The organism is Elusimicrobiota bacterium, assembly GCA_041660925.1.
Lineage (GTDB): Bacteria > Elusimicrobiota > Elusimicrobia > UBA1565 > UBA1565 > JBAZUV01.
In genome coordinates, this window is sequence record JBAZVI010000003.1 from 122,587 (window position 1) to 141,845 (window position 19,259).

13 protein-coding genes are annotated in these 19,259 nt (G+C 70.0%); 5 read left to right on the forward strand and 8 right to left on the reverse strand.

Translation table 11 applies throughout. The features are described 5' to 3' along the window. Window positions 1-22 precede the first annotated feature (22 nt). Complete coding sequence (locus WC969_05605) at window positions 23-256, reverse strand: Lrp/AsnC ligand binding domain-containing protein (GenBank protein ID MFA6029307.1); 234 nt, start codon at window positions 254-256, stop codon at window positions 23-25. A gap of 69 nt (window positions 257-325) precedes the next feature. On the opposite strand from WC969_05605, the gene dtd reads away from it, so the two are divergent. The 5 genes from dtd (at window position 326) to WC969_05630 (ending at window position 4,009) form a co-directional block, all read left to right on the forward strand. Next, the gene (dtd, locus tag WC969_05610) at window positions 326-772 is read left to right on the forward strand and encodes a D-aminoacyl-tRNA deacylase (protein MFA6029308.1); all 447 of its coding nucleotides are present in this window, start codon (window positions 326-328) and stop codon (window positions 770-772) included. After that, window positions 748-2,301 (forward strand): hypothetical protein, encoded by a 1,554-nt coding sequence (locus tag WC969_05615; protein MFA6029309.1) that lies wholly within the window; start codon window positions 748-750, stop codon window positions 2,299-2,301. Before dtd ends, WC969_05615 begins: the two co-directional genes overlap by 25 nt. After that, window positions 2,298-2,774, forward strand: coding sequence for a hypothetical protein (locus WC969_05620; protein MFA6029310.1), 477 nt, complete (start codon window positions 2,298-2,300; stop codon window positions 2,772-2,774). Before WC969_05615 ends, WC969_05620 begins: the two co-directional genes overlap by 4 nt. Then, window positions 2,771-3,313: a DUF192 domain-containing protein gene (locus WC969_05625; GenBank protein MFA6029311.1), complete on the forward strand. Its 543-nt coding sequence runs from the start codon at window positions 2,771-2,773 to the stop codon at window positions 3,311-3,313. Before WC969_05620 ends, WC969_05625 begins: the two co-directional genes overlap by 4 nt. 69 nt (window positions 3,314-3,382) lie before the next feature. After that, on the forward strand, window positions 3,383-4,009 hold the full coding sequence (locus WC969_05630) for a GNAT family N-acetyltransferase (protein MFA6029312.1): 627 nt from the start codon (window positions 3,383-3,385) through the stop codon (window positions 4,007-4,009). On the opposite strand, the gene udk is transcribed toward WC969_05630, so the two are convergent. From udk to WC969_05665, 7 genes are all read right to left on the reverse strand, one after another. After that, window positions 4,002-4,643 (reverse strand): uridine kinase, encoded by a 642-nt coding sequence (gene udk, locus WC969_05635; GenBank protein MFA6029313.1) that lies wholly within the window; start codon window positions 4,641-4,643, stop codon window positions 4,002-4,004. The genes WC969_05630 and udk overlap by 8 nt on opposite strands. After that, complete coding sequence (locus WC969_05640; protein ID MFA6029314.1) at window positions 4,640-5,185, reverse strand: hypothetical protein; 546 nt, start codon at window positions 5,183-5,185, stop codon at window positions 4,640-4,642. Before WC969_05640 ends, udk begins: the two co-directional genes overlap by 4 nt. Beyond that, window positions 5,182-6,720: a D-alanyl-D-alanine carboxypeptidase/D-alanyl-D-alanine-endopeptidase gene (gene dacB, locus WC969_05645; protein ID MFA6029315.1), complete on the reverse strand. Its 1,539-nt coding sequence runs from the start codon at window positions 6,718-6,720 to the stop codon at window positions 5,182-5,184. The genes WC969_05640 and dacB overlap by 4 nt, the downstream gene beginning before the upstream one ends. A gap of 42 nt (window positions 6,721-6,762) precedes the next feature. Continuing rightward, window positions 6,763-7,311, reverse strand: coding sequence for a hypothetical protein (locus WC969_05650; protein MFA6029316.1), 549 nt, complete (start codon window positions 7,309-7,311; stop codon window positions 6,763-6,765). Between the two features lie 479 nt (window positions 7,312-7,790). Beyond that, complete coding sequence (locus tag WC969_05655) at window positions 7,791-9,338, reverse strand: acyl-CoA carboxylase subunit beta (protein ID MFA6029317.1); 1,548 nt, start codon at window positions 9,336-9,338, stop codon at window positions 7,791-7,793. 56 nt (window positions 9,339-9,394) lie between these two features. After that, complete coding sequence (locus WC969_05660; GenBank protein MFA6029318.1) at window positions 9,395-10,240, reverse strand: 4'-phosphopantetheinyl transferase superfamily protein; 846 nt, start codon at window positions 10,238-10,240, stop codon at window positions 9,395-9,397. Beyond that, the gene (locus WC969_05665; protein MFA6029319.1) at window positions 10,237-19,038 is read right to left on the reverse strand and encodes an SDR family NAD(P)-dependent oxidoreductase; all 8,802 of its coding nucleotides are present in this window, start codon (window positions 19,036-19,038) and stop codon (window positions 10,237-10,239) included. The genes WC969_05660 and WC969_05665 overlap by 4 nt, the downstream gene beginning before the upstream one ends. Window positions 19,039-19,259: the final 221 nt, after the last annotated feature.

The following is a 19,259-nucleotide window of genomic DNA, read 5'->3' on the forward strand; positions in this document are numbered from 1 at the left end:
GCGGTCACGTCGAGACCGCCGCCTAGATGACGGTCGTGACGAGGGTCTCGGTGGAGAGGACCCCGGGGATGGAGCGGATGTCGTTGACGACGATGCTCGAAAGGCTCGGCATGTCGTCGGTCTCCATGTCGAGAACGAGGTCCCAGCGCCCGAAGACGGCGGAGACGTGGGAGACCCCTTTGGTCTGCTTGATCTTCTGCAGGACCGATTGCTCGCGGCCGGCGGTCAGACGGACGAGGACGAGACCTGTCACCATGGGAGGAAACCTCGCTCGAAGAACGATGTCGTCGACGGGGAAAGTATACTAAAATCACGCCCGGCCCCCATGCGCCTGGTCCTGCAGCGCGTCCTCGAGGCGTCCGTGGAGCTCCCCGGAGGGGAGCGCCGCGGCGTGGGCCCCGGCCTCCTGGTACTGGCCGGCGTCGGGCCGCGCGACGACGAGGCCTCCGCCGTCCGCATGGCCGAGAAGACGGCCAACCTGCGGATCTTCTCCGACGAGCGCGGGAAGTTCGACCGCTCCCTCCTCGACGTGCGCGGGGAGGCGCTCGTCATCAGCCAGTTCACCCTCTTCGGCGACTGCCGGCGCGGACGCCGTCCCGACTTCACCGGCGCCATGGAGCCCTTGCGCGCCGAGGCGCTCTATCGCGCCTACGCGGCCGCCCTCGCCGGACTCGGCGTCGCGGTGAAGACCGGCGAGTTCGGGGCGCACATGAAGGTCGCGCTCGTCAACGACGGACCCGTCACGATATGGATCGATTCCGACCAGGCCTGAACCTCCTCGGCCTGGTGCTCGCGGTCTACGCGGCTTTCTTCATCGGCTACCGCCTCTCCCGCTCCTGGGGCGCCGTCCGCCTGGACGCGGTGCGCCCCGCTTACCACCACGACGAGTTCGTCGAGCCCCGCCTGCGCACGCGCGACCCGGCGCTTCGCGCGCGCTGGCGCGCGCACGCGCCGCGCGTGCGCGTCCTCAAGGACGGCCGGCCCGTGACGACGGTCGGGGGGCTCCTCGAGCTTCCCCTGAGCTGGGACGCCTCGCGGGCCGCCTGGATCGGGCGCTGGCCCTGCCCTTGGAACGCCCCGGCCGGGCGCTACGCGCTCGAGCTCTCCGAGCCTCTCGAGGCGACCAAGGCGCTGCGCACCGGCGGCTTCGAGATCCTCCGCCGCGTCCCGCGCCCCATGCCCCGGCGGATGGCCGTCGCGACCTGGGAGAGCGCGCGGCCCCTGGCCTCCCTCAAGGTGAAGGCGCCCGACGGGACGCTCAAGGACTGGCGCGGCCTGCTCGATTGGGCGCAGTTCATGGGGGCGGACGCCTTCTGGATGCTCGGCGGTCAGACCCCCGGCCAGGGCCGGGGCGAGACCTGGGTCGCGCACAACCTCCCGCTCATCCCGGAGGTGGCGCGCGAGTGTCACCGGCGCGGGCTCAAGTTCGGCGTCTGGGCGATGTTCTCCCTGACGATGTCGTCCGAGAACCGCGTCCCCGGCTACGAGTACGCGCTCGAGATCGAGGACGGCCGCCCGAAGACGACCCGCGCGATCTCCATCCGTGACGAGCGGCGCGCGAAGGACGTGGCCCGGCTCCTGCGCGGCTTCGCCGCCATCCCCGAGGTGGATTTCGTCGGGCTCGACTACATCCGCAACGCGCTGGGCGGCTACGAGCTCGTCGACGACTTCATGGCCGAGATGCCCGAGGTCCCCCGCCCCGCGAACTGGGAGCGCATGAGCCGCGAGGAGCGCATGGCCGACTTCGCGAAGCGCAAGATCGCCCGCAAGGACATGCGGCTCGTCGACTCCTGGCAGTGGTGGCGGGCTCATCGCACCGCGCAGGCCATCCGCCTCATCCGGCGCGGCCTGCGCTCGGACAAGCCGCTGTGGGCCTTCACGCTCACCTGGGACCGCGGCCGGCATCACGGGCAGGACCCGGTGATGTTCACCGACGCGGGCGCGGACGCCTGCGCTCTCATGATGTACGAGGCGGACCGGACGCAGTACGCTCAGATCCTCAAGGACTGGCACGCCTACGCGCGCGTCGGCGAGGTCCGCCTCATCGTCGGGAACATCGTCGACTGGGGCCTGCATCAGCGCGCGAAGGACGGCCCCGGGGAGTTCCGACGGCGCCTGGACGCGGCCGTCGGCGGGATCTACGCCGACGGCGCCGCGGAGGGCCTGTTCGTCCACGACCTCGAGCGCGCGCTCAACGGACGGCTCGGCGCGTGGAGCACGCGCGACTGGCTCGATGCCGCCCGCGCGGCGGTCCTCCGGATGAAGGCGCTCCCCGCTTCCGGGGAGAAGGCGCGCGGATGAGGCTCCTCCTCGGAGCGCTCTTCCTGCTCGCCGCGCCCTGCGCGGCCCAGCAGTCGGTGGATTTCGGCACCGCCTTCGGCCCCGACGCGTTCGGCGCTCGCGGAGGGGTCGAGCGCGCCACCGCCGCGCCGGTCGGACTCGCGCTCGCGCTGAGCTACGACGCGACGACTTGGCTGCGCGTCGGGATCTCGACGACCTCTCCGTCCGGCGACCTCGAACCCCTCGTCGCGCGAGGCTTCTACCGGCTCGAACTCTGCCAGCTCGTGCGCCTGGCCGAGGGCGGGGGCAAGACCCTCTCCTATCTGGCTGGTCGGCGCGAGAAGGGCGCCGCCCTGCGCGCTCTGGCCGGGGAGCTGGCCCTCGATTTCGACAAATCCTATGATGCGGCACGGGAGGACGACCGGCGCGTGCTCGAGCGTCTGCGCTCGCTCCAGTCGGTCGAACCCCTGCCGCCGCCCGGAGGACGCCCATGAGGACCCTGTTCGCGCTGTCCGTTCTCGTCGCGCTCGCCGCCTGTTCCGTGAAGAAGGATGAGTCGCGCGCCGGTCCCCCTCCCGGCGTCCCGCAGCCGCAGGCCCTCATCGCCCCCGTGCCGCTCTCCGCGCAGAAGATGTCTCTGCTGGCGAAGGCCAACATCGTCCTGCCCGATCGGGCGCTGCTCGTCGCCGACGTCGTGGACACGCCCGAAGCGCGGGAGACCGGCCTCATGTTCCGCGAGAAGCTCGCCCCCGACTACGGCATGCTCTTCGTCTTCCCGAAGGCGGAGCGCCTCGAGTTCTGGATGAAGAACACCTACGTCGACCTCGACATGGTCTGGCTCGACGCCGCGCGGAGGGTCGCGGTCGTGCACCGCGACGTGCCGCGCTCGGCGAAGGACACGCCGGAAGAGAAGATCGCGCGCCGCGGAGGCGAGGGCCTCTACGTGCTCGAGCTCCCCGCCGGCGCCGCGATGCGCCACAAGATCAAGGTCGGCGACGTCCTCGACTTCAAGGTCCCGGCAGCGGTGCGTTGACGGCCCTCCTCCCGCACCGTCCTTCCGGCGGCTCGGGCGCCGTCGGAAGGGCGGCGCGCTGATCGGGCCATGGACGTCCTCTGCGGACGGCTGCGCTCCGCGGAGCACTGGGCCGCGGCCCGCGAGCTCTGCGGCGCGCTCGCGCGCGAGGGCCGCGGCGTCGGAGACGGCGAGAAGGACTTCTTCGCGGAGTTCTGGGTCGACCCCTACCGGCTCCTGCGTCCCGGCTGGACGTTCGCGGCGCTCGTCGACGGCCGCTTCGCCGGCTACCTCACCGGCTGTCCCGACACCCCGCGCTTCCGCCGCGAGCGGCGCTTGCGCCAGCGCCTCCCCCTCGTACTCGGCGCGCTCTCCGGCCGCTGGGGCCGCTCCGCCGCCGTGCGCTCCTTCCTGCGCCGCTCCTTCGCGCTGGAAGTCGACCCGGGGGAGCTGCCGCCCTCGGAGCGGGAGCGCATCGAGGCGCGCTATCCCGCGCACCTGCATATGAACGTGTCCCCGGCCTTCCAGCGCCGGGGCGTCGGGCGGGTCCTGCTGGGGAGGCTCTTCGAGGAGCTCGGGAGCGCCGGCGTACCGGGCGCGCACCTGATCTGCGGGGCGGGCGCGGAGGGGTTCTATGCGCGCGCGGGCTTCGAGACGCTGACCCGATGGGAGCCCGTGCCGGGCGTGACCCTGCGCGCGATGGGTCGTCCTACCTGAAGAAGTCGCGCACCATCCGTGTCAGGCCCTCGGTGGCCTTCTCCGGGATCTCCTCGCCTTCCCAGCTGATCGAGAAGTGGGCGTTCCTCTGCGTGGGCTTCACGTAGTCCTCGTACATCGGCAGCACCGTGGTCAGGATCTGGTGCTTGGAGCCCTGGATGTCGCGGCCGCGCTCCTCGATGTCGCGCTGCAGGCGGCGCAGGACGGCGGTGGCGAGGCCGGTGGAGACGAAGATGCGGTAGTGATAGAGCGGCAGGAAGTCGGCGGGGTAGAGCGCGTAGAGGCCCTCGACGATGAGCAGACGGGTGGGCTCGCAGCGGTGCGTGCGCTCTTCGCGCGCGGAGGTCTTGAAGTCGTAGATCGGCTGCTCGATCGCCTCTCCGGCGCAGAGCTGCTTGAGCTGGCGGAGAGCGAGCTTGAAATCGAGCGCGTCGGGGTGGTCGAAGTTGTAGGCCTTCTTCTCCTCGAGACTCAGGTTCTCGAGCGGCTTGTAGTAGTTGTCGAGCGAGAAGATCTGTCCGGAGATGCCGGCCTTGCGGCTCTCCTCGAGGACCCGGCGAGCGAAGGTCGTCTTTCCCGAGCCCGAGCCTCCGGCGACGGCGACGACGAAGCGCTTGCCAACGGCGGATGTCATGGCGTGCCTCCCGGCGCGGGATAGACGAAGAGGAATTCGGCGCTCCCGCAGCGCGAGCAGTTCCCGGAGGGCTTGCCGGCCTCGTCGAGCACGGCGTAGGAGGCCCCGGCCGCCTCCATCCACTCGAGGTTCTGGAAACTCTCGGGCATGGGCCGGCCGCAGGAAGCGCAGACCGGCACGGTGCGGTGCAGAAGGGCCGTCATCGTCCGGCGCTCCTGGACGTCGCGGCTGCCGAGGATCTCGGCGATGAGGCGGCGCATGACGTCCTTCCCCCCCTTCACCGCGGCGCGCTTATGCGTCTCGCAGAGGGAATAGAACTCGGATGCCTTGAGGACGTCGAGCGCCTCGGCGAGCGGATAGCGCTCTCCGCCGACTTCGACGGTGCGCGGGGGCGCCCATGGCCAGCGCAGATAGAGGACGCGGCAGCCGGCTCCGGCGGCAAGGAGGGCTCCGACGGCCCACCACCAGCGCGGGGAGTGGAAGAGCGCCGCGAGCAGCGCGCAGAGGAAAGGGACGCCGAAGGCGAGGAGTCGCTCGATCATGGGGTCCGCACCCGCAGCAGGACCTCGAGCGCCCGGTCCTCGAGCTCCTTGAAGCGCTCGTTGACGTCGGTGCTCCGCTTCCATTCGGCCTCGGACTCTCGCTGGAGCGCGGTCCAGCCGGCGGTGCGGCGCAGGCCCTCCGCGTCGTTGGCCATGAGCGCGAAGGCGAAGGGGCGCCCTCCGGCGTCGACGCCGTAGCCGGAGACCGAATGGACGTAGTCGATCATGCCGCTCTTCCCCGCGATCCGCAGGACGGAGGAGGAGCCGACGAGCCGCCGGCGCAGGGTCCCCGACCAGCCGGCGATGGGGAGCGAGCTCTCGAGGGCGCCGTCGAGGTCGCGGCGGGCGCGCATGTAGGTGAGCAGACGGGTGAGCTGGGCGGGGCTGACGCGCGCCGCCCGGGAGAGGCCGGAGCCGTTGGGGACGACGAAGCTTCCTTCCTTCCAGCCGGCCTTGCGCACGAGGAAGCGCGAGAGAGCCGCGAGGCCGTCCTCGCGCGTGCGGCCGCCGGTCTTCGCTGCGAGCGCGAGCACGAGATGCTCGGCCATCTGGTTGTCGCTCTCGAGGTTCATCGCGCGCAGGAGTTCCCGCAGGGGGCGGCTCGGCCGCGACAGCAGGGGCCGCGCGCCGCGCGGCGTCGTCCCGCGGGCGACGCTGCGGACCTCGACGCCGGAGGAGCGGGCGACCCGGGCGAAGACCCGCCCGAAGTGCTCGCTGGCGCGGCGCACCGGCAGGGTGAAGCGGCCGGGCTCGAGCGGCGGATAGAGGGTGATGACGTGCAGGCCGCGGCCCTCGTCGAAGGAGACGGAGTACTGCGGCTTGTAATGGGGTTCGAAGGAGAGCGGCCGCGAGGCGATTTCGACCGCGAAGCCCTCGGGGTCGGGGGCCACGAGCGCCGCGAGGCCTTTTCCGGGCCGCTCGGCGAGCTGCAGGGTGACGCGGCTGTGATCGACGGCGAGCGCGCCGTAGGACGTGTTCGACCAGGCGGAGTCGAGGAAGTCGGGGTCGATGCGGTCGTAGACCGGGAAGTCGGAATCGTCGAGGACGACGTCGCCTCCGAACTCCTTGAGCGCGTCCTTCCCGCGCAGGTCGCGCAGGCGCGCGAGCATCGCCTTGAAATCGGCGGCCTCGATGCTCGGGTCGGCGTGGCCCTCGACGTAGAGCTTCCCGCCCTCGAGCTTGAGCTCGGTGCGGAAGCGGAAGTCGGGGCCGAGGAGGTCGAGCGCCGCCGCGGAGAGCGGGAGCTTCATGTTCGAGGCCGGGATCATCGGGCGCTCGGGCTCGAGCTCCCAGAGGGCCTCTCCCTTCGGCAGGCTCACGGCGCTCGCGGCGAAGTCTCCGGGAGCCAGCCCGTACGCGGCGACGAGCTTGTCGAGCTCCGCGCGGGCGGCTTCCGGGGTCAGTTCCGGGGCCGTCTCGTCGGCGACGAGATGCCAGGGCCCGGACGAGGACGGAGCGCGGCGGACGGAGGAGGTCGGGGCGGAGCAGGCGGCCAGGGCGAGGAGGAGCGGAAGGATGCGCAGGCGGGGGCTCATCACTGACGGGAAGGATAGCAAAACGGCCGCTTCCCCGTCAGGTCAGGGGGAGCGGAGGAGGGCCTTGGCGCGCTCGACGCCGGAGGGACTCAGGCGGTAGCGCTTGCGCGCCTGCTTCGTCTTCCCCCCCTTGCGCAGCGAGACGACGAGGGCGCGCTCCATGAGGGAGGAGAGCGTCTTGGTCACGTTTGGGAGCCCTTCTCCGTGCCCCTTGAGGGCGCGGTTGACGGAGAAGGCGTCGAAGTCGGTCTCTCCCCGCACGACTTGATGCCAGAAGCCCGCCAGGAGGGCCCGCTCGGCGCTGCCCGATGTGCCCGCCGCCGCGAGGAGGGCTCCCGGGTCCGGGAAATCGAGGCTCTCTCTGCGGAGGTCCCCGCCGCGGGCGGCTCCTTCCAAGCGGGTCAGCCCGTGTGCTTCCGCCGCCCAGCGCAGGACCCGGCTCACGCCGTCCCGGTCGAGCTCCTTGAGCGCCTCCGTCACGGCGGCCAGGGCCCGGGCCTGCTCCGTCGGAGTCGTGTCCCGGCGCTTGCTCTCTTTGAGAGGGCTGCAAGCGCCGGGCCAGATGGGTCTTGTCTCCTTGGAATGAGTCATATTCGAGGAATATTATGGCTCATAAACGGCTCATGTTGAAGCAATAAATCGGAACGCCGGACGACAGCAGAACCGGATCCCAGACGGGATGCGGGGAATGAGGTTTAAATCTTGAGTGGGTGCAGCTGCGCGCGAGCCGTGGCGATCAAAAAGAGGGCGTATTGGTTGATGGCACCCCCCCCGGCGCCAGAGGGCGGGGTGGTTACCCCACGCATCCGCCGCGCGCCTGCAGTCGTACCCATGATCGGCGGGCGTTGACATAGGCATGGTGTCGTGCAAATGCCGCCAGGAAGTCGCCGCCCTCTCCCTCCGAAGTCGATAAACGAGAAGCCGCCCGCTTCGGAAAGCGGGCGGCTTCTCGTTTGTTAGACGGCGAGGGGTGGCCCAAGGAAGGCCCCGTCGCCGAGGAGCGCAATTGCCGTCGTCGTCTGAGCACCGCAGGCGACGGGAGGTCGCCTTGGGACAGGCCCCCTCGCCGTTTAGAGCGGGATGTTCCCCCGGTTCGGGAGTTCTCCCGGCTTCCTTTTATCGGCCAGGAATTGGAAGGCGCGGATGACCGTGTAGCGGATCTGCGTCGGCTCGATGACTTCGTCGACCGACCCGGTCGAGGCCGTCTGGTAGGGCGCTGCGAAGCGCTCCTCGTACTCTTTGGAGAGCTTGAGGCGCAGCCCGTCCTTGTCCTCCGCCGCGGAGATGTCGCGCGAGTAGAGGATCTCGATGGCCCCGCGCGGGCCCATGACCGCGATCTCGGCGCAGGGCAGCGCGTAGTTGAAGTCGCCGCGCATGAGCTTGGAGCTCATCGCGATGTAGGCGCCGCCGTAGGCCTTGCGCAGGACGACGGTCACCTTCGGCACCGTCGCTTCGGCGTAGGCGTGCAGCAGCTTCGCGCCGTGGCGGATGATGCCGGCGTGCTCCTGCTCGACGCCCGGCCAGTAGCCGGGGACGTCGACGAGGGTCAGGATGGGGATGTTGAAAGCGTTGAGGAAGCGGATGAAGCGCGCGGCCTTGTCGGAGGAGTCGATGTCGAGCGCGCCGGCCTTGTGGGCCGGGTTGTTCGCGATGACGCCGACGACCTCCCCCCCGAGGCGGATGAAGCCCACGACGATGTTCTTGGCGAACTCCGCGTGGATCTCGTAGAACTTGTGCTCGTCGGCGATCTGCCAGACGACGTGGTGCACGCGGTAGGGCTTGCGCGGGTCCACTTCGCAGAGGGCCTCGAGGACGGGCGTCGTGCGCCGGATGGGGTCCGGGCTGGGGACGTGCGGCGGCTTCTCGAAGCGGCTCTGCGGGAGGTAGCTGACGAGCTCCTTGATCTGGCGGAAGCAGTCCTGCTCGGAGGCGGCGACCACGTGGCAGACGCCGGACTTCGAGGAGTGCGGCTTCGAGCCGCCGAGGTCGTCGAAGGTCACGACCTCCCCGGTCGCCGCCTTCACGACGTCGGGACCGGTCACGAACATGTGGCTGATGCCGTCGACCATGAACACGAAGTCCGTCAGGGCCGGGGAGTAGACGGCCCCGCCCGCGCACGGCCCGAGGATGACGGAGATCTGCGGGATGACGCCCGAGCACTTCACGTTCCGATAGAAGATCTCTCCGTAGCCGTCGAGCGAGTCCACGCCTTCCTGGATGCGCGCCCCGCCCGAGTCGAGCAGGCCGATGAGCGGCACGCGGTTCTCGTAGGCGAGGTCCATGACGCGGCAGATCTTCTTGGCCTGCTCGAGCCCGAGCGAGCCCCCGAGCACCGTGAAGTCCTGGGAGAAGACCGCGACCTCGCGGCCGTTGATGCGGCCGAAGCCGGTGATGGCGCCGTCGCCGGGGATGTCCTTCTCGCGCAGTCCGAAGTCGTTGCAGCGGGTCTTCACGAGGAGCCCGATCTCCTGGAAGCTCCCCTCGTCGAGGAGGTAGTGGATGCGCTCGCGGGCGGTGAGCTTGCCTTTCTTCTTCTGGGCTTCGATGCGCTTGGGGTCGCCGCCGGCGCGGGCCTTCTCGACGAGCTCGCGCATGCGTCCCACGTTCGTGGGGACCATGCGGTGCTTCTTCGGGGCCTTCTGGACCGGGGTCGGGGGAGTGCTCTCGGGGGCGTTCATGGTCGGCCTTCCGTGCTCGTGTAGGCGATGCTCAGGGTCTCCTCGCCGCGGAGGAGGGTCTCGAATCGGATCTCGGGGCTGCCGAGCGCTTCCCAGCGGGCCCGCGCGCGATTGTGCAATTCGAGCCGCAGGTCGTCGAGGCGCGGGCAGTTCTCCTTTCGCATCGCCCCGGACGCGCTCTGGGAAGCGGACGGGGGCTCCACTCGGCTCGCCCCTGCGGCGCCCCGCGAAGCGGGGGCAGGGTCCGACGCAGGGGCCAGCTGCAGATCAGGAACGAAGCGCACGTCCCAGAGGTCCACCGAGAGGCCGAGGGTCAGGAGCTTGAGCACGGCCTCCTTCAGCGTCCACAGGCGCGTCTGCGCCTGCGGGGTGTCGAGCGCGGGGCGCTCGCTGGGGTGCGCGAAGATGGTGAGGAACGACTGCGGGCGTTCGGCGACGCGCTCGACGTCCACGCCGACGCGGCCGTTGGCGGGAGCGGCCGCGGCGACGGCCCCGCCCGGTCCGTGGGAGATGGACAGGAACGGGGCGCCGGCTTCGGGGTCGCCGGGCAGCGCCGCGTAGGGCGAGCCGTCGCGGCGGTTGAGGATGGCCACCTCGCAGAGGCGGTCGGAGCGCCCCTTCTCGGCGAGAAGCGCGCAGACCAAGCGCTTGGCCGCGAGGCGGCCGGAGAGCCAGTCCTTGCGGCGCTTGGGCACCTTGAACGCCGCGAGCTGCGCGAGCTCCGCGGCGCCGAGCTGCTCCGAGAGGTCTTCTCCCCCCTCGTAGCGCTCGGCCCAGCGCGCGGCTTCCTCAGGGCTCAGGCGCAGGAGGCGGCAGGGTCCGACGCGTTCGGTGAGGCTCATGCCTGGGCGATCATCCGATAGTCGGCGAGGCGCACCCAGACGCGGTGCTGTCCGTCGAAGACGGCCGCATCGTAGATGCGCTTGTCGCCCTCTTCTCCCCGGTAGACCGCGTGCACGTAGAGCTCCTCGGGGGGAGCCCCGTGGTCGAAGACCTGCACGAGCCCCACGGTGTCCGGCAGGGTCAGCTTCTTCGTGAAGTGCAGGTCGCGGAAGCCGCAGGTCTGGAACGCCGCCTCGATGAGGAGCGGGTTCCAGACGAACGTGCGGCCGTCCTTCTCCCAGAGCGCCTTCTCGGGCTTTCGGTAGAGCGCGAGGAGCTGCTTCTCGCCGAGCTCGTACATCCCGGCGAGCACCTGGAAGCTCGGGCCGTGGAAGTTGAGCGTGTAGATCGTCTCCTTGCCCGCGACGAGCTCCTTGCCCGTCGGGATCGCCGGCTTCTTCAGGCCCTTCCAGCCGTCGCCCCCCGCGGTGGAGATGCGCGCCTGGAAGTGGCTGCGCGGCGCGCCGAGCTTCACGCCCGCCGCGTTGAAGAAGTCCGACTCGATGGCGAGCGCGCTTTCGCGGCCCTCGCGCTTCGCGTCGACGCGCACGGTCGCGGGCTTGCCGCGCAGAAGCTTGATGGGGAGCGCGAAGCGCACCTCCGCCAGCGCCTTGGGCGGCGCGCCGGTCATCCGGGCGACGGACTCCGCGAAGAGTTCGATGCCCATGACGCCGGGGATGTAGGGCACCCCGCTGATCGAGTGGTCGTGAAGCCAGGGGTCGCCCTCCAGCGAGAAGGTCTTCGTCAGGCGCACGTGGCCGGGTCCTTCGGCGAGCACGCGGTCGAAGAGGTGGACCGGCTTCTCGTCGACCTTCGCTTTCTGGACCTTGGGAGCCACGGCCTCGAGGGCCGGGGTCAGGAAGGCCTCCGGCGGCAGCGGACCCTGGATCATGATGCCGTCGGCGTCCAGCTTTCCGAGAGACCCGCTGAGGACGACCTCGGTCTCGCGGCCGAGCGCGAACTCGTCGAGCAGAAGACCGAGGCCGATCTTGGGCGGCATGAAGTCCACGCCCATCGACTCGAGGAACTGCTGAACGCCGCCGCGGGTGGCCATGCCGACCTCGGCGAAGGCCGTCAGGTCGAAGGCCACGGCCGAGCGGCCGGTCGCGTTCATGTGCGCGGCGAGCTTCACGAGGAAGTCGTTGGCCGTCGCGTAGTCCGCCTGCCCGAGGTTCCCGAAGCGGGCCACGATGGAGGAGAAGAACACCCAGCGCTGGCCCGGGGAGTGCGGCAGGGCCTTCATGAGGTTGAAGGCGCCGTGGGCTTTGGGCCGCACGACGCGGTCGTAGTTCTCGACCTTCTTGTCGGCGATGAGCTTGGACTCCTCGAGGCCGGCGGTGTGGAACACGTAGTCCACCTGCCCGAAATCCTTGATCGCGCCTTTCACCGCCCGCGCGGTCTCGGCCGGGTCGGTGAGGTCGGCGGCGTGGTAGCTCACCCTGCAGCCCATGCGGATGAGCTCCTCGATGCCGTGGTGCAGCTTGATCGTGTTGAGGATGCGGCGGAACTCGCGTTCCAGCATGGCCGGCGTCGCGCGGCGGCTCTTGTCCGCCTTCATGTCCTCCCACATCTTCGCCTTCATCGCCTTGAGCTCGTCCTCGCTCATGCGGGCCCAGACCGTCGCCTCCTTGGGCAGCGGGAAGAGGTCCACGAGGGCGATGCGCGGCTTCCAGCGCCGGGCGATGTCCTTGGCGAGCTCGGCGGCGAGTGCGCCGCCGCCTCCGGTGATGAGGAAGACCGAGCGCTGGGTGACGCGGCGCGTGGTCGGTTCGCGTCGGCCGACGCGGAAGAGGCGCAGCGCCTGGCGCACGCCGTCCTTGTAGCCGATCTCGCGGCGCGGGTCCTCGGACCCGACCTCTCCGAGGGCGAGCGCGAGCATGTCGGCGGGCTGCGCCTTCTCGTCGAAGTCCACGGCGCGCACCGCGGCTTTGTCGAACTCGCGGCAGAGGGCCTTCGCCAGCCCGGTCATCGCGCCGGCCATGGGCTGGAAGCCCTTCTCGGACTTCACGCCGTGGGCGCCGCCCATGCGGGTGAGCACGAGGATCCAGGCCTTCGCGCCGGCCTCGACGAGGTCCGCGCGCAGGTTCTGCGCCGTCAGGAACAGCGCCCGGGCGGTGCGGCGGTAGGTCTTGTCGAAGGCCGACGGGGTCATCTCGTCGAACCCGGCCGGCAGCTCGAGGGCGGTGAGGTCGAGGATCGCGCCGGCTTTGCGGTCCTTCAGGGTCTTGCGCAGCTCGGCCGTCGCCTCGGCCGCGTCGGCCCAGTCGGCGGTCTTCACGACGACCGGGGCTCCGCCCGCCGCCTCGAGGGCGGCCGCGTAGGGCTCGGCCGTCTTCGGCTCGAGGACGAGGACGACGATCGCGCGTTCCTTGTCGAGCGTCGGGGCGCTCCCCTTCGCGGGCTTGGGGAAGGCGTTCACGCGCCACGGCGCGAACTTCGCGTCGCGGTAGGGGTCTTCGTCCAGTTCGGCGATCGCTGGGGCGATCGCCGAGGGGGCCTCGACGGGAGCTGGATTCGCGGTCATGGGGGCTTCGACCGCGGCAGCAGCTTGTGTCGACGCCGCCGGAGCCTCGCCGGAGGACGAGGATCCGGCCTGCACGAAGCGCACGACGTGGCGCAGCGTGGGATAGTCCTTGAGCGAGAGGTTCTCCTTGCGCGGGATGCCGTACTTCTCGCGGATGAGGCCGAAGAGCTCGGCCTGCTTGACGGTGTCGATGCCGAGGTCGGCCTCCATGTCGAGGTTGAGCTCGAGCATCTCGAGCGGGTAGCCGGTCTTCTCGCTGACGAGCGTGACAACGGCGCGCAGAACGTCCTCTTCGCGCGCCGTTGTCACGGGGGTTGCCGGGAGTTGCTGCGCGGATTGCGGAGCGACTGCCGGGGTCTCGCCGGAGGACGAGCCCCCGGCACTTTCGACGACGAAGCGCACGACGTGGCTGAGCGTCGGATAATCCTTGAGCGAGAGGTTCTCCTTGCGCGGGATGCCGTACTTCTCGCGGATGAGGCCGAAGAGCTCGGCCTGCTTGACGGTGTCGATGCCGAGGTCGGCCTCCATGTCGAGGTTGAGCTCGAGCATCTCGAGCGGGTAGCCGGTCTTGTCGCTGACAAGGGCGACGACCGCCTTGACGACGTTTTGCTCACCGTCCGCTGCGGTCGTCGCCGTGGGCGTAGGAATCGTCTGTACAGCGGACGGGGCAGCGATGGACGCGGCGGGAGCGGACGGCTGCGTCCCCGCGCTCGCGACGGTCCGAGAAGACCCCGCCGGAATCCCGCCGGAGGACGGGAGTCCGGCGCTGTCGACGACGAAGCGCGCGACGTGGCGCAGCGTCGGATAATCCTTCAGCGAGAGGTTCTCCTTGCGCGGGATGCCGTACTTCTCGCGGATGATCCCGAGGAGCTCGGCCTGCTTGACGGTGTCGATGCCGAGGTCGGCCTCCATGTCGAGGTCGGCTTCGAGCATCTCGGCCGGGTAGCCGGTCTTCTCGCTGACGATCGCCACGACGTCCGAGAGGACGGCGGCCTCGTTCCCGGCGGCGATGCGCGGGGCGGGCGCCGCGGTCGGAGCCGGTGCGGCGGCGCGCTGGCCCCTCTCCTCTCGCGCCGTCCCTTCGGCGCTCGGGCCCGCCGAAGGGAGCTCCGGCTTGAAGGAAACGGCCTCCGACTGAGGCGCGGGCGCGGCGCTGTGAGAGGCTCCTCCGGTGCTCTCGAGGACGAAGCGCACGACGTGGTTGAGCGTCGGATAGTCCTTGAGGGAGAGGTTCTCCTTGCGCGGGATGCCGTACCTCTCGCGGATGACGCCGATGAGCTCGGCCTGCTTGACGGTGTCGATGCCGAGGTCGGCCTCCATGTCGAGGTCGGGCTCGAGCATCTCCGCCGGGTAGCCGGTCTTCTCGCTCACGATCGCGAGGACGGTGCGCCGGATGTCCTCCTCTCGCACCGCACCTGCGGCGCTAAGGCCCGCCGCAGGTGTCGACGGGCGAATGGCAGCCGCCGGCGTCGGGGAGGGAGTCTGCCGGGCAACAGGCTGCGGCAGGGAGATGGGAGTCGGATGGACCGCGGGCCCGGGGGCTGGAATGTTTGTCGCGCGCGCGGCGGCGGCGTTCTCCTTCACGCGCAGGGTGTTCTGGACGACCTCGAGCTCCGGCGCGTCCTGCCCGGACATCGCCTTGAGCCAGGCCTTGTGCCGGGCCGGGTCGGCGATGCGGGCCTCGCCCTTGCGCAGCACGCGGCGCGAGAGGGTCATCGCGATCTGCGAGCCGAAGCCGGCGGCGAGCCGGATCGCGTACTCGAGGTCGTAGTCCCCCCCGCGGCTGAGGTTGATGCCGGCGAGGTCGGGGTCCGCTTCCTTGTAGTTGGCGATGGGCGGCACGACGCCGGTGACGAGCGCGCGGATCGCGGTCGGGTCTTCGGGAGAGGCGCCCATGGAGTGGCCGGTGAAGCCCTTGGTGTTGGTCACGACGATCTTCGCCGCGTCGGCGCCGAAGGTGCGCTGGAGGGCGGCGACCTCGGCCGAGGCGGAGCCGCCGCGGGCCGGGGTGTAGGTCTCGTGCGACATGAAGAGCGCCTTGGCGGCGATCGCGCGGCGGTCCACGCCGAAGCGCTTCTCGGCCTTGGCGACGAGGCGGCCCATGACGTCGGCGACGTGGTTGGGCTCCAGACGCGTGGCGTGGAAGGCGCTGTTCTCGTACTGCGTGGAGAGGATCTCGACGAGCGGACGCATGCCGCGCTCGGCGGCGAGCGCGCCGCGCTCGAGGAGCATGCCGGCCGCGCCCATGCCGACGATCATCCCGTGACGGCGGCGGTCGAAGGGCAGGGCGGCCTCGCTGACGACCGCGCTCGTCGTCGCGGCGCCGGCGGCGACGAAGCCGGAGAGCATCCATTCGCGCAGATCCGTTCCCGAGGGGTCGTCGCCCGCGATGATGAGGACGCGCTCGGCGCGTCCCAGGCGAAGCCAGTCCTCGGCGACGCCCACGGCCTCGGTCGTCGAGGCGCAGGCGGCGTTGAGGTGCATGCCCGGCCCGCGCGCGCCGATCCACTGCATGAGCTGGGAGTGGGCCAGCGGCATGACGCGCAGCAGGAAGTCGCGGCTGAACTCGTAGGGGGCGGCGCTCCCGTGCTTCTCGTAGTAGGGTTGGAAGCTCTCGGTCTGCCAGCGGCGCAGGGCTTCCTTCTCGGAGGGATCGGAGACCTTCTCGACGAGGGCGTCGAAGAGTTCGGAGAGCTCGCGCAGCGGCTTGCCGCGGTACTTGTCGGCCAGGTAGCGCGCGACCTCGGAGGCCATCGCGTCGAGGTTCGTGTAGGCGGAGGCGAAGATGACGCCGGTGCCCGCGCGCAGCGGCTCGGGCAGGGCCCACCCGGAGGGCAGCAGCGTCCCCAGCGAGGTCTTCTTGTAGGTGCGCACGAGCGGGAGGCCCGCGTCGCGCAGCGCGAGGACCCCCGCGGCGACGGCGAGGCGCGAGGCGCTGTCCATCGCGTGCACGAGCGCGTCCTTGAAGCCGAACTCCTTGGCGAGGTCGAACTCGCCGGCGACGCCCGCCAGCCGCACGACCTCGGCGGCCGACTGGATGCGCTCGAGGCGGTGGTTGCCGTCGTCGGACTTGATGAGGCGCAGGATGTTCTTGTCGATCTGACGCTCGGCCTCGGATTCCGGCAGGCGGCTGATGAGGTTCTGGCCGCGCAGCAGGGAGTCGATGCCGTCCTCGCGGAAGACGCGCTCCCACTGCCCGGGGGTCCCGGCGGCGACGCCGCTGACGACGACGGGGCCGGTGTAGAAGCCCCATTTCTCGTCCTGTGCGGCGGTGCGCTGGTCGCTCTCCGCTCGCACCGTCCCTGCGGCGTTCGTGCCGGCTGCACCGGCACCTGCGGCCGACGCAGGGAGAGAGGAGCACGGCGTGCCCGCCGCCCAGGCCTTGTAGGCCGGCGTATATAGGGAGCGGGGCGAGGCCGGGTCGGCCCCGTCGATCTTCAGTTCCACGCCGACGGACTCCAGGCGGGCGAGCAGGTCGTTGAACTCCTGGACGCCGCCGCGCTTGGGGTGGTTCGAGGCGAAGACGTGGGCGTCGGGCTTGTCCTCGAGCGTCGTCTGCACGAACGCGGTCAGGGCGCGCTTGGGGCCGAGTTCGACGAAGACGCGCACGCCCTCGTCGTACATCCTCTTCGTCTGCCGGATGAACTCGACCGGCGAGGTCATGTGCTCGACCATCATGCGCTTGATCTCGGAGACGTCCTTCGGGAAGAACTCGGCGGTGAGGTTCGAGAGGATCGGGATGCGCGGTGCGCGGATCTCGACCTTGTCGAGGAAGACGGCGTAGGGCTCGCGCGCCGGGTAGACGATCTTGGAGTGGAAGGCGTGGGAGACCTCGATGGCCTGCGCCTGGGCTCCGAGGGCGGTGAGACGGCGGATGGCCTCGTCGATGGCGGCGCTGTCGCCGGAGAGCACGGTCTGGATCGGGCAGTTCTTGTTGGCGGCGATGATGTAGCCCGGGATGTCCCGGATGACCGGCGCGATCTTCTCCTCCGGCCAGGAGACGGAGGCCATCTTCCCGTTGTCGTCGACGTGCAGGTGCGCCATCTCCTTGGCGCGCATGCTCACGGCGAAGAGCGCGTCCTTGAACTCCATGACGCCGGCGGCGACGTGCGCGGCGTACTCCCCGAGGCTGTGGCCGTAGACGATGTCGGCCTCGACCCCGTACTGGCGCAGCAGGCGCAGCAGCGCGATGTCGGCCGTCAGGACGACGGGCTGGGTGATCTCGGTCTGCTTGATGCGGACCGTCTTGGCCTCGACCTGTGCGGGCGTCTCCCCCTCCTTCGTCCAGAGGATCTCGGTGAGGGGGCCGGTGCGCTCGGCCATGATGCGGTCGGCCTCGGCGAAGGTGTCGGCGACGACCTGATACTTCGCCGCCATGTCGCGGAGCATGTCCACGTACTGCAGGCCTTGGCCCGGGAACATGAAGCCGATCTTCGGGCGCTTCGCGGGACGGCGTTCGGGGTGGATGGCCTTGGGGCGGAAGACCGGCGGGGTCTTCTCCCACACGTCGGCCTTTGCGTTGAGGACGAGGTCGATCTTCTCGACGAGCTTCTCGGGAGATTCGGCCGCGATGCTCACGACGAACTCGCCGGAGCGGCGCGCGGCGTTCCACTCGCCGGCCAGGCGCGTGAGCGGTCCCTGGGCGGGGACGCGCGCGCGCAGCTCGCGCAGGGACTCCAGCACGGCGGCCTTGCTCGCGCCGCCGATGAAGAAGGCCTCTCCCCCGAGGGCGTTGGGCAGGGTTCCCGTGCTCAGGAGAGACGGATCGACGCGCGGTCCGGGCTCGGCGGCCGCGGCGGACGCCGCGGAGGTCCAGGAGACCGTCTGCGGGGTCGCCTCTTCGAGAGCGAGGTGGAAGTTCGTCCCGCCGAAGCCGAAGGCGGAGACGTTCGCGCGGCGGGGCTTGCCCGCGGAGGACCAGGGCCGTGGCTCGGTCACGACGAAGAACGGGCAGGACGCCCAGTCCACGCCGGGGTTGGGGTTCTTGAAGTTGATGCTCGGCGGCAGGGTCTTCTCGTGGACGGCGAGCGCGGCCTTGATGAGCGCCGCGATGCCGGCGGCGGCCTTGAGGTGCCCGATCTGCGATTTGACCGAACCGATGCCGATGGAGCCGGGCCGTGCGCCTTTGAAGGATTCGGAGGCGGTCTGCAGTTCGACCTGGTCGCCGACCTTCGTCGAGGTCCCGTGCGCTTCGAGGAGCCCGACGTCCTCGGGGAGGTAGTCCAGCTGCGCGAAGGTGCGTTCGATGGCGAGCCGCTGGCCTTTGGGGTTGGGGGCGGTGATGCCCTTGCCGCGTCCGTCGGAGGCGGCTCCGATCGCTCGGATGAGCGCGTAGATGCGGTCGCCGTCGCGCACCGCGTCGGAGACGCGCTTGAGCACGAGGACGCCCGCCCCCTCGCCCATGACGAAGCCGTTGGCGCCGGCGTCGAAGGGGCGCGAGCCGTCGGCCGAGAGCGCGCCGATCTTGGAGAACTTCACGAAGGAGGGCGGGGCCATCATCTGGTCGATGCCGCCGGTGACCACCATGTCGAACTGGCGCAGGCGCAGGCCGTTGACGGCCTGGGCGACGGCCGCGAGCGAGGCCGCGCAGGCGGCGTCCACGGTGAAGTTCGGCCCGTTGAGATTGAAGGTGTTGGCCACGCGCCCGGCGATGACGTTGGAGAGCTCTCCCGGCATCGTGTCTTCGTTGATGGTGCTGAGACCGGACTTGATCGCGGCCTCGATCTCGTCGGCGACGGCCTCGCGCGCCGGCGCGTCGAGGTGGGAGAGCGACTTGGACTCGAGCACGCGGCGGCGCACGCCGACGGCGTAGACGCGCTGGTCGGTCTCGTCCTTCTTGGGCCCGCCCATCGCGTTGCCGAAGATGACCGCGGTGCGCTCGGAGTCGAAGGGCTTCTTGTCGTAGCCGGAGTCTCGCAGGGCCTCGGCGGTCGCGGCGACAGCGAACTGCTGGACGGTGTCCATCTGTTTGGCGACCGGGGGCGGGATCCGAAGCGGCAGCGGGTCGAACTTGAAGTCGCGGACGAAGCCGCCGATCTTCGAATAGGTCTTGTCGGGCGCGGAGTGGTCCGCGCTGTAGTAGAGACGCGAGTCCCAGCGGTCGGCCGTGACCTCGCTGATGCAGTCGGCCTTCGCGAGGATGTTCCGCCAGTAGGTCGGGATGTCGGGTGATTTCGGGAAGATCCCCCCGAGTCCGATGATGGCGATGGGTTCAGGCGTCTCGTTTCGGTTCATGATTTGTCGGGTTTCCTGGTCCGGGGAGAGCGGACAATAGTGGACCGGCGGTTGGGGATGCTCGGCATCTTGAAAGATGGTAGCACAGAGCCCGATTCCATGTCAACATTTTTGAGTGCCAGACTTTAAATAGTGATAGCTATTCAAAAGACATGATATACCTATTGATATCGCCGCAACAGGAGAAGTGTGCCAGACTTTATGTATTTAAAGATTTCCAT

What these genes read in the sequence shown, in the direction of transcription:
- WC969_05650 (MFA6029316.1), bottom strand. Translation starts at nt 7,311, where the DNA reads ATGACTCATTCCAAGGAGACAAGACCCATCTGGCCCGGCGCTTGCAGC.
- dtd (MFA6029308.1), top strand. Translation starts at nt 326, where the DNA reads ATGCGCCTGGTCCTGCAGCGCGTCCTCGAGGCGTCCGTGGAGCTCCCC.
- WC969_05655 (MFA6029317.1), bottom strand. Translation starts at nt 9,338, where the DNA reads ATGGTCCCCACGAACGTGGGACGCATGCGCGAGCTCGTCGAGAAGGCC.
- WC969_05640 (MFA6029314.1), bottom strand. Translation starts at nt 5,185, where the DNA reads ATGATCGAGCGACTCCTCGCCTTCGGCGTCCCTTTCCTCTGCGCGCTG.
- WC969_05660 (MFA6029318.1), bottom strand. Translation starts at nt 10,240, where the DNA reads ATGAGCCTCACCGAACGCGTCGGACCCTGCCGCCTCCTGCGCCTGAGC.
- WC969_05605 (MFA6029307.1), bottom strand. Translation starts at nt 256, where the DNA reads ATGGTGACAGGTCTCGTCCTCGTCCGTCTGACCGCCGGCCGCGAGCAA.
- udk (MFA6029313.1), bottom strand. Translation starts at nt 4,643, where the DNA reads ATGACATCCGCCGTTGGCAAGCGCTTCGTCGTCGCCGTCGCCGGAGGC.
- WC969_05665 (MFA6029319.1), bottom strand. Translation starts at nt 19,038, where the DNA reads ATGAACCGAAACGAGACGCCTGAACCCATCGCCATCATCGGACTCGGG.
- WC969_05630 (MFA6029312.1), top strand. Translation starts at nt 3,383, where the DNA reads ATGGACGTCCTCTGCGGACGGCTGCGCTCCGCGGAGCACTGGGCCGCG.
- WC969_05620 (MFA6029310.1), top strand. Translation starts at nt 2,298, where the DNA reads ATGAGGCTCCTCCTCGGAGCGCTCTTCCTGCTCGCCGCGCCCTGCGCG.
- dacB (MFA6029315.1), bottom strand. Translation starts at nt 6,720, where the DNA reads ATGAGCCCCCGCCTGCGCATCCTTCCGCTCCTCCTCGCCCTGGCCGCC.
- WC969_05615 (MFA6029309.1), top strand. Translation starts at nt 748, where the DNA reads ATGGATCGATTCCGACCAGGCCTGAACCTCCTCGGCCTGGTGCTCGCG.
- WC969_05625 (MFA6029311.1), top strand. Translation starts at nt 2,771, where the DNA reads ATGAGGACCCTGTTCGCGCTGTCCGTTCTCGTCGCGCTCGCCGCCTGT.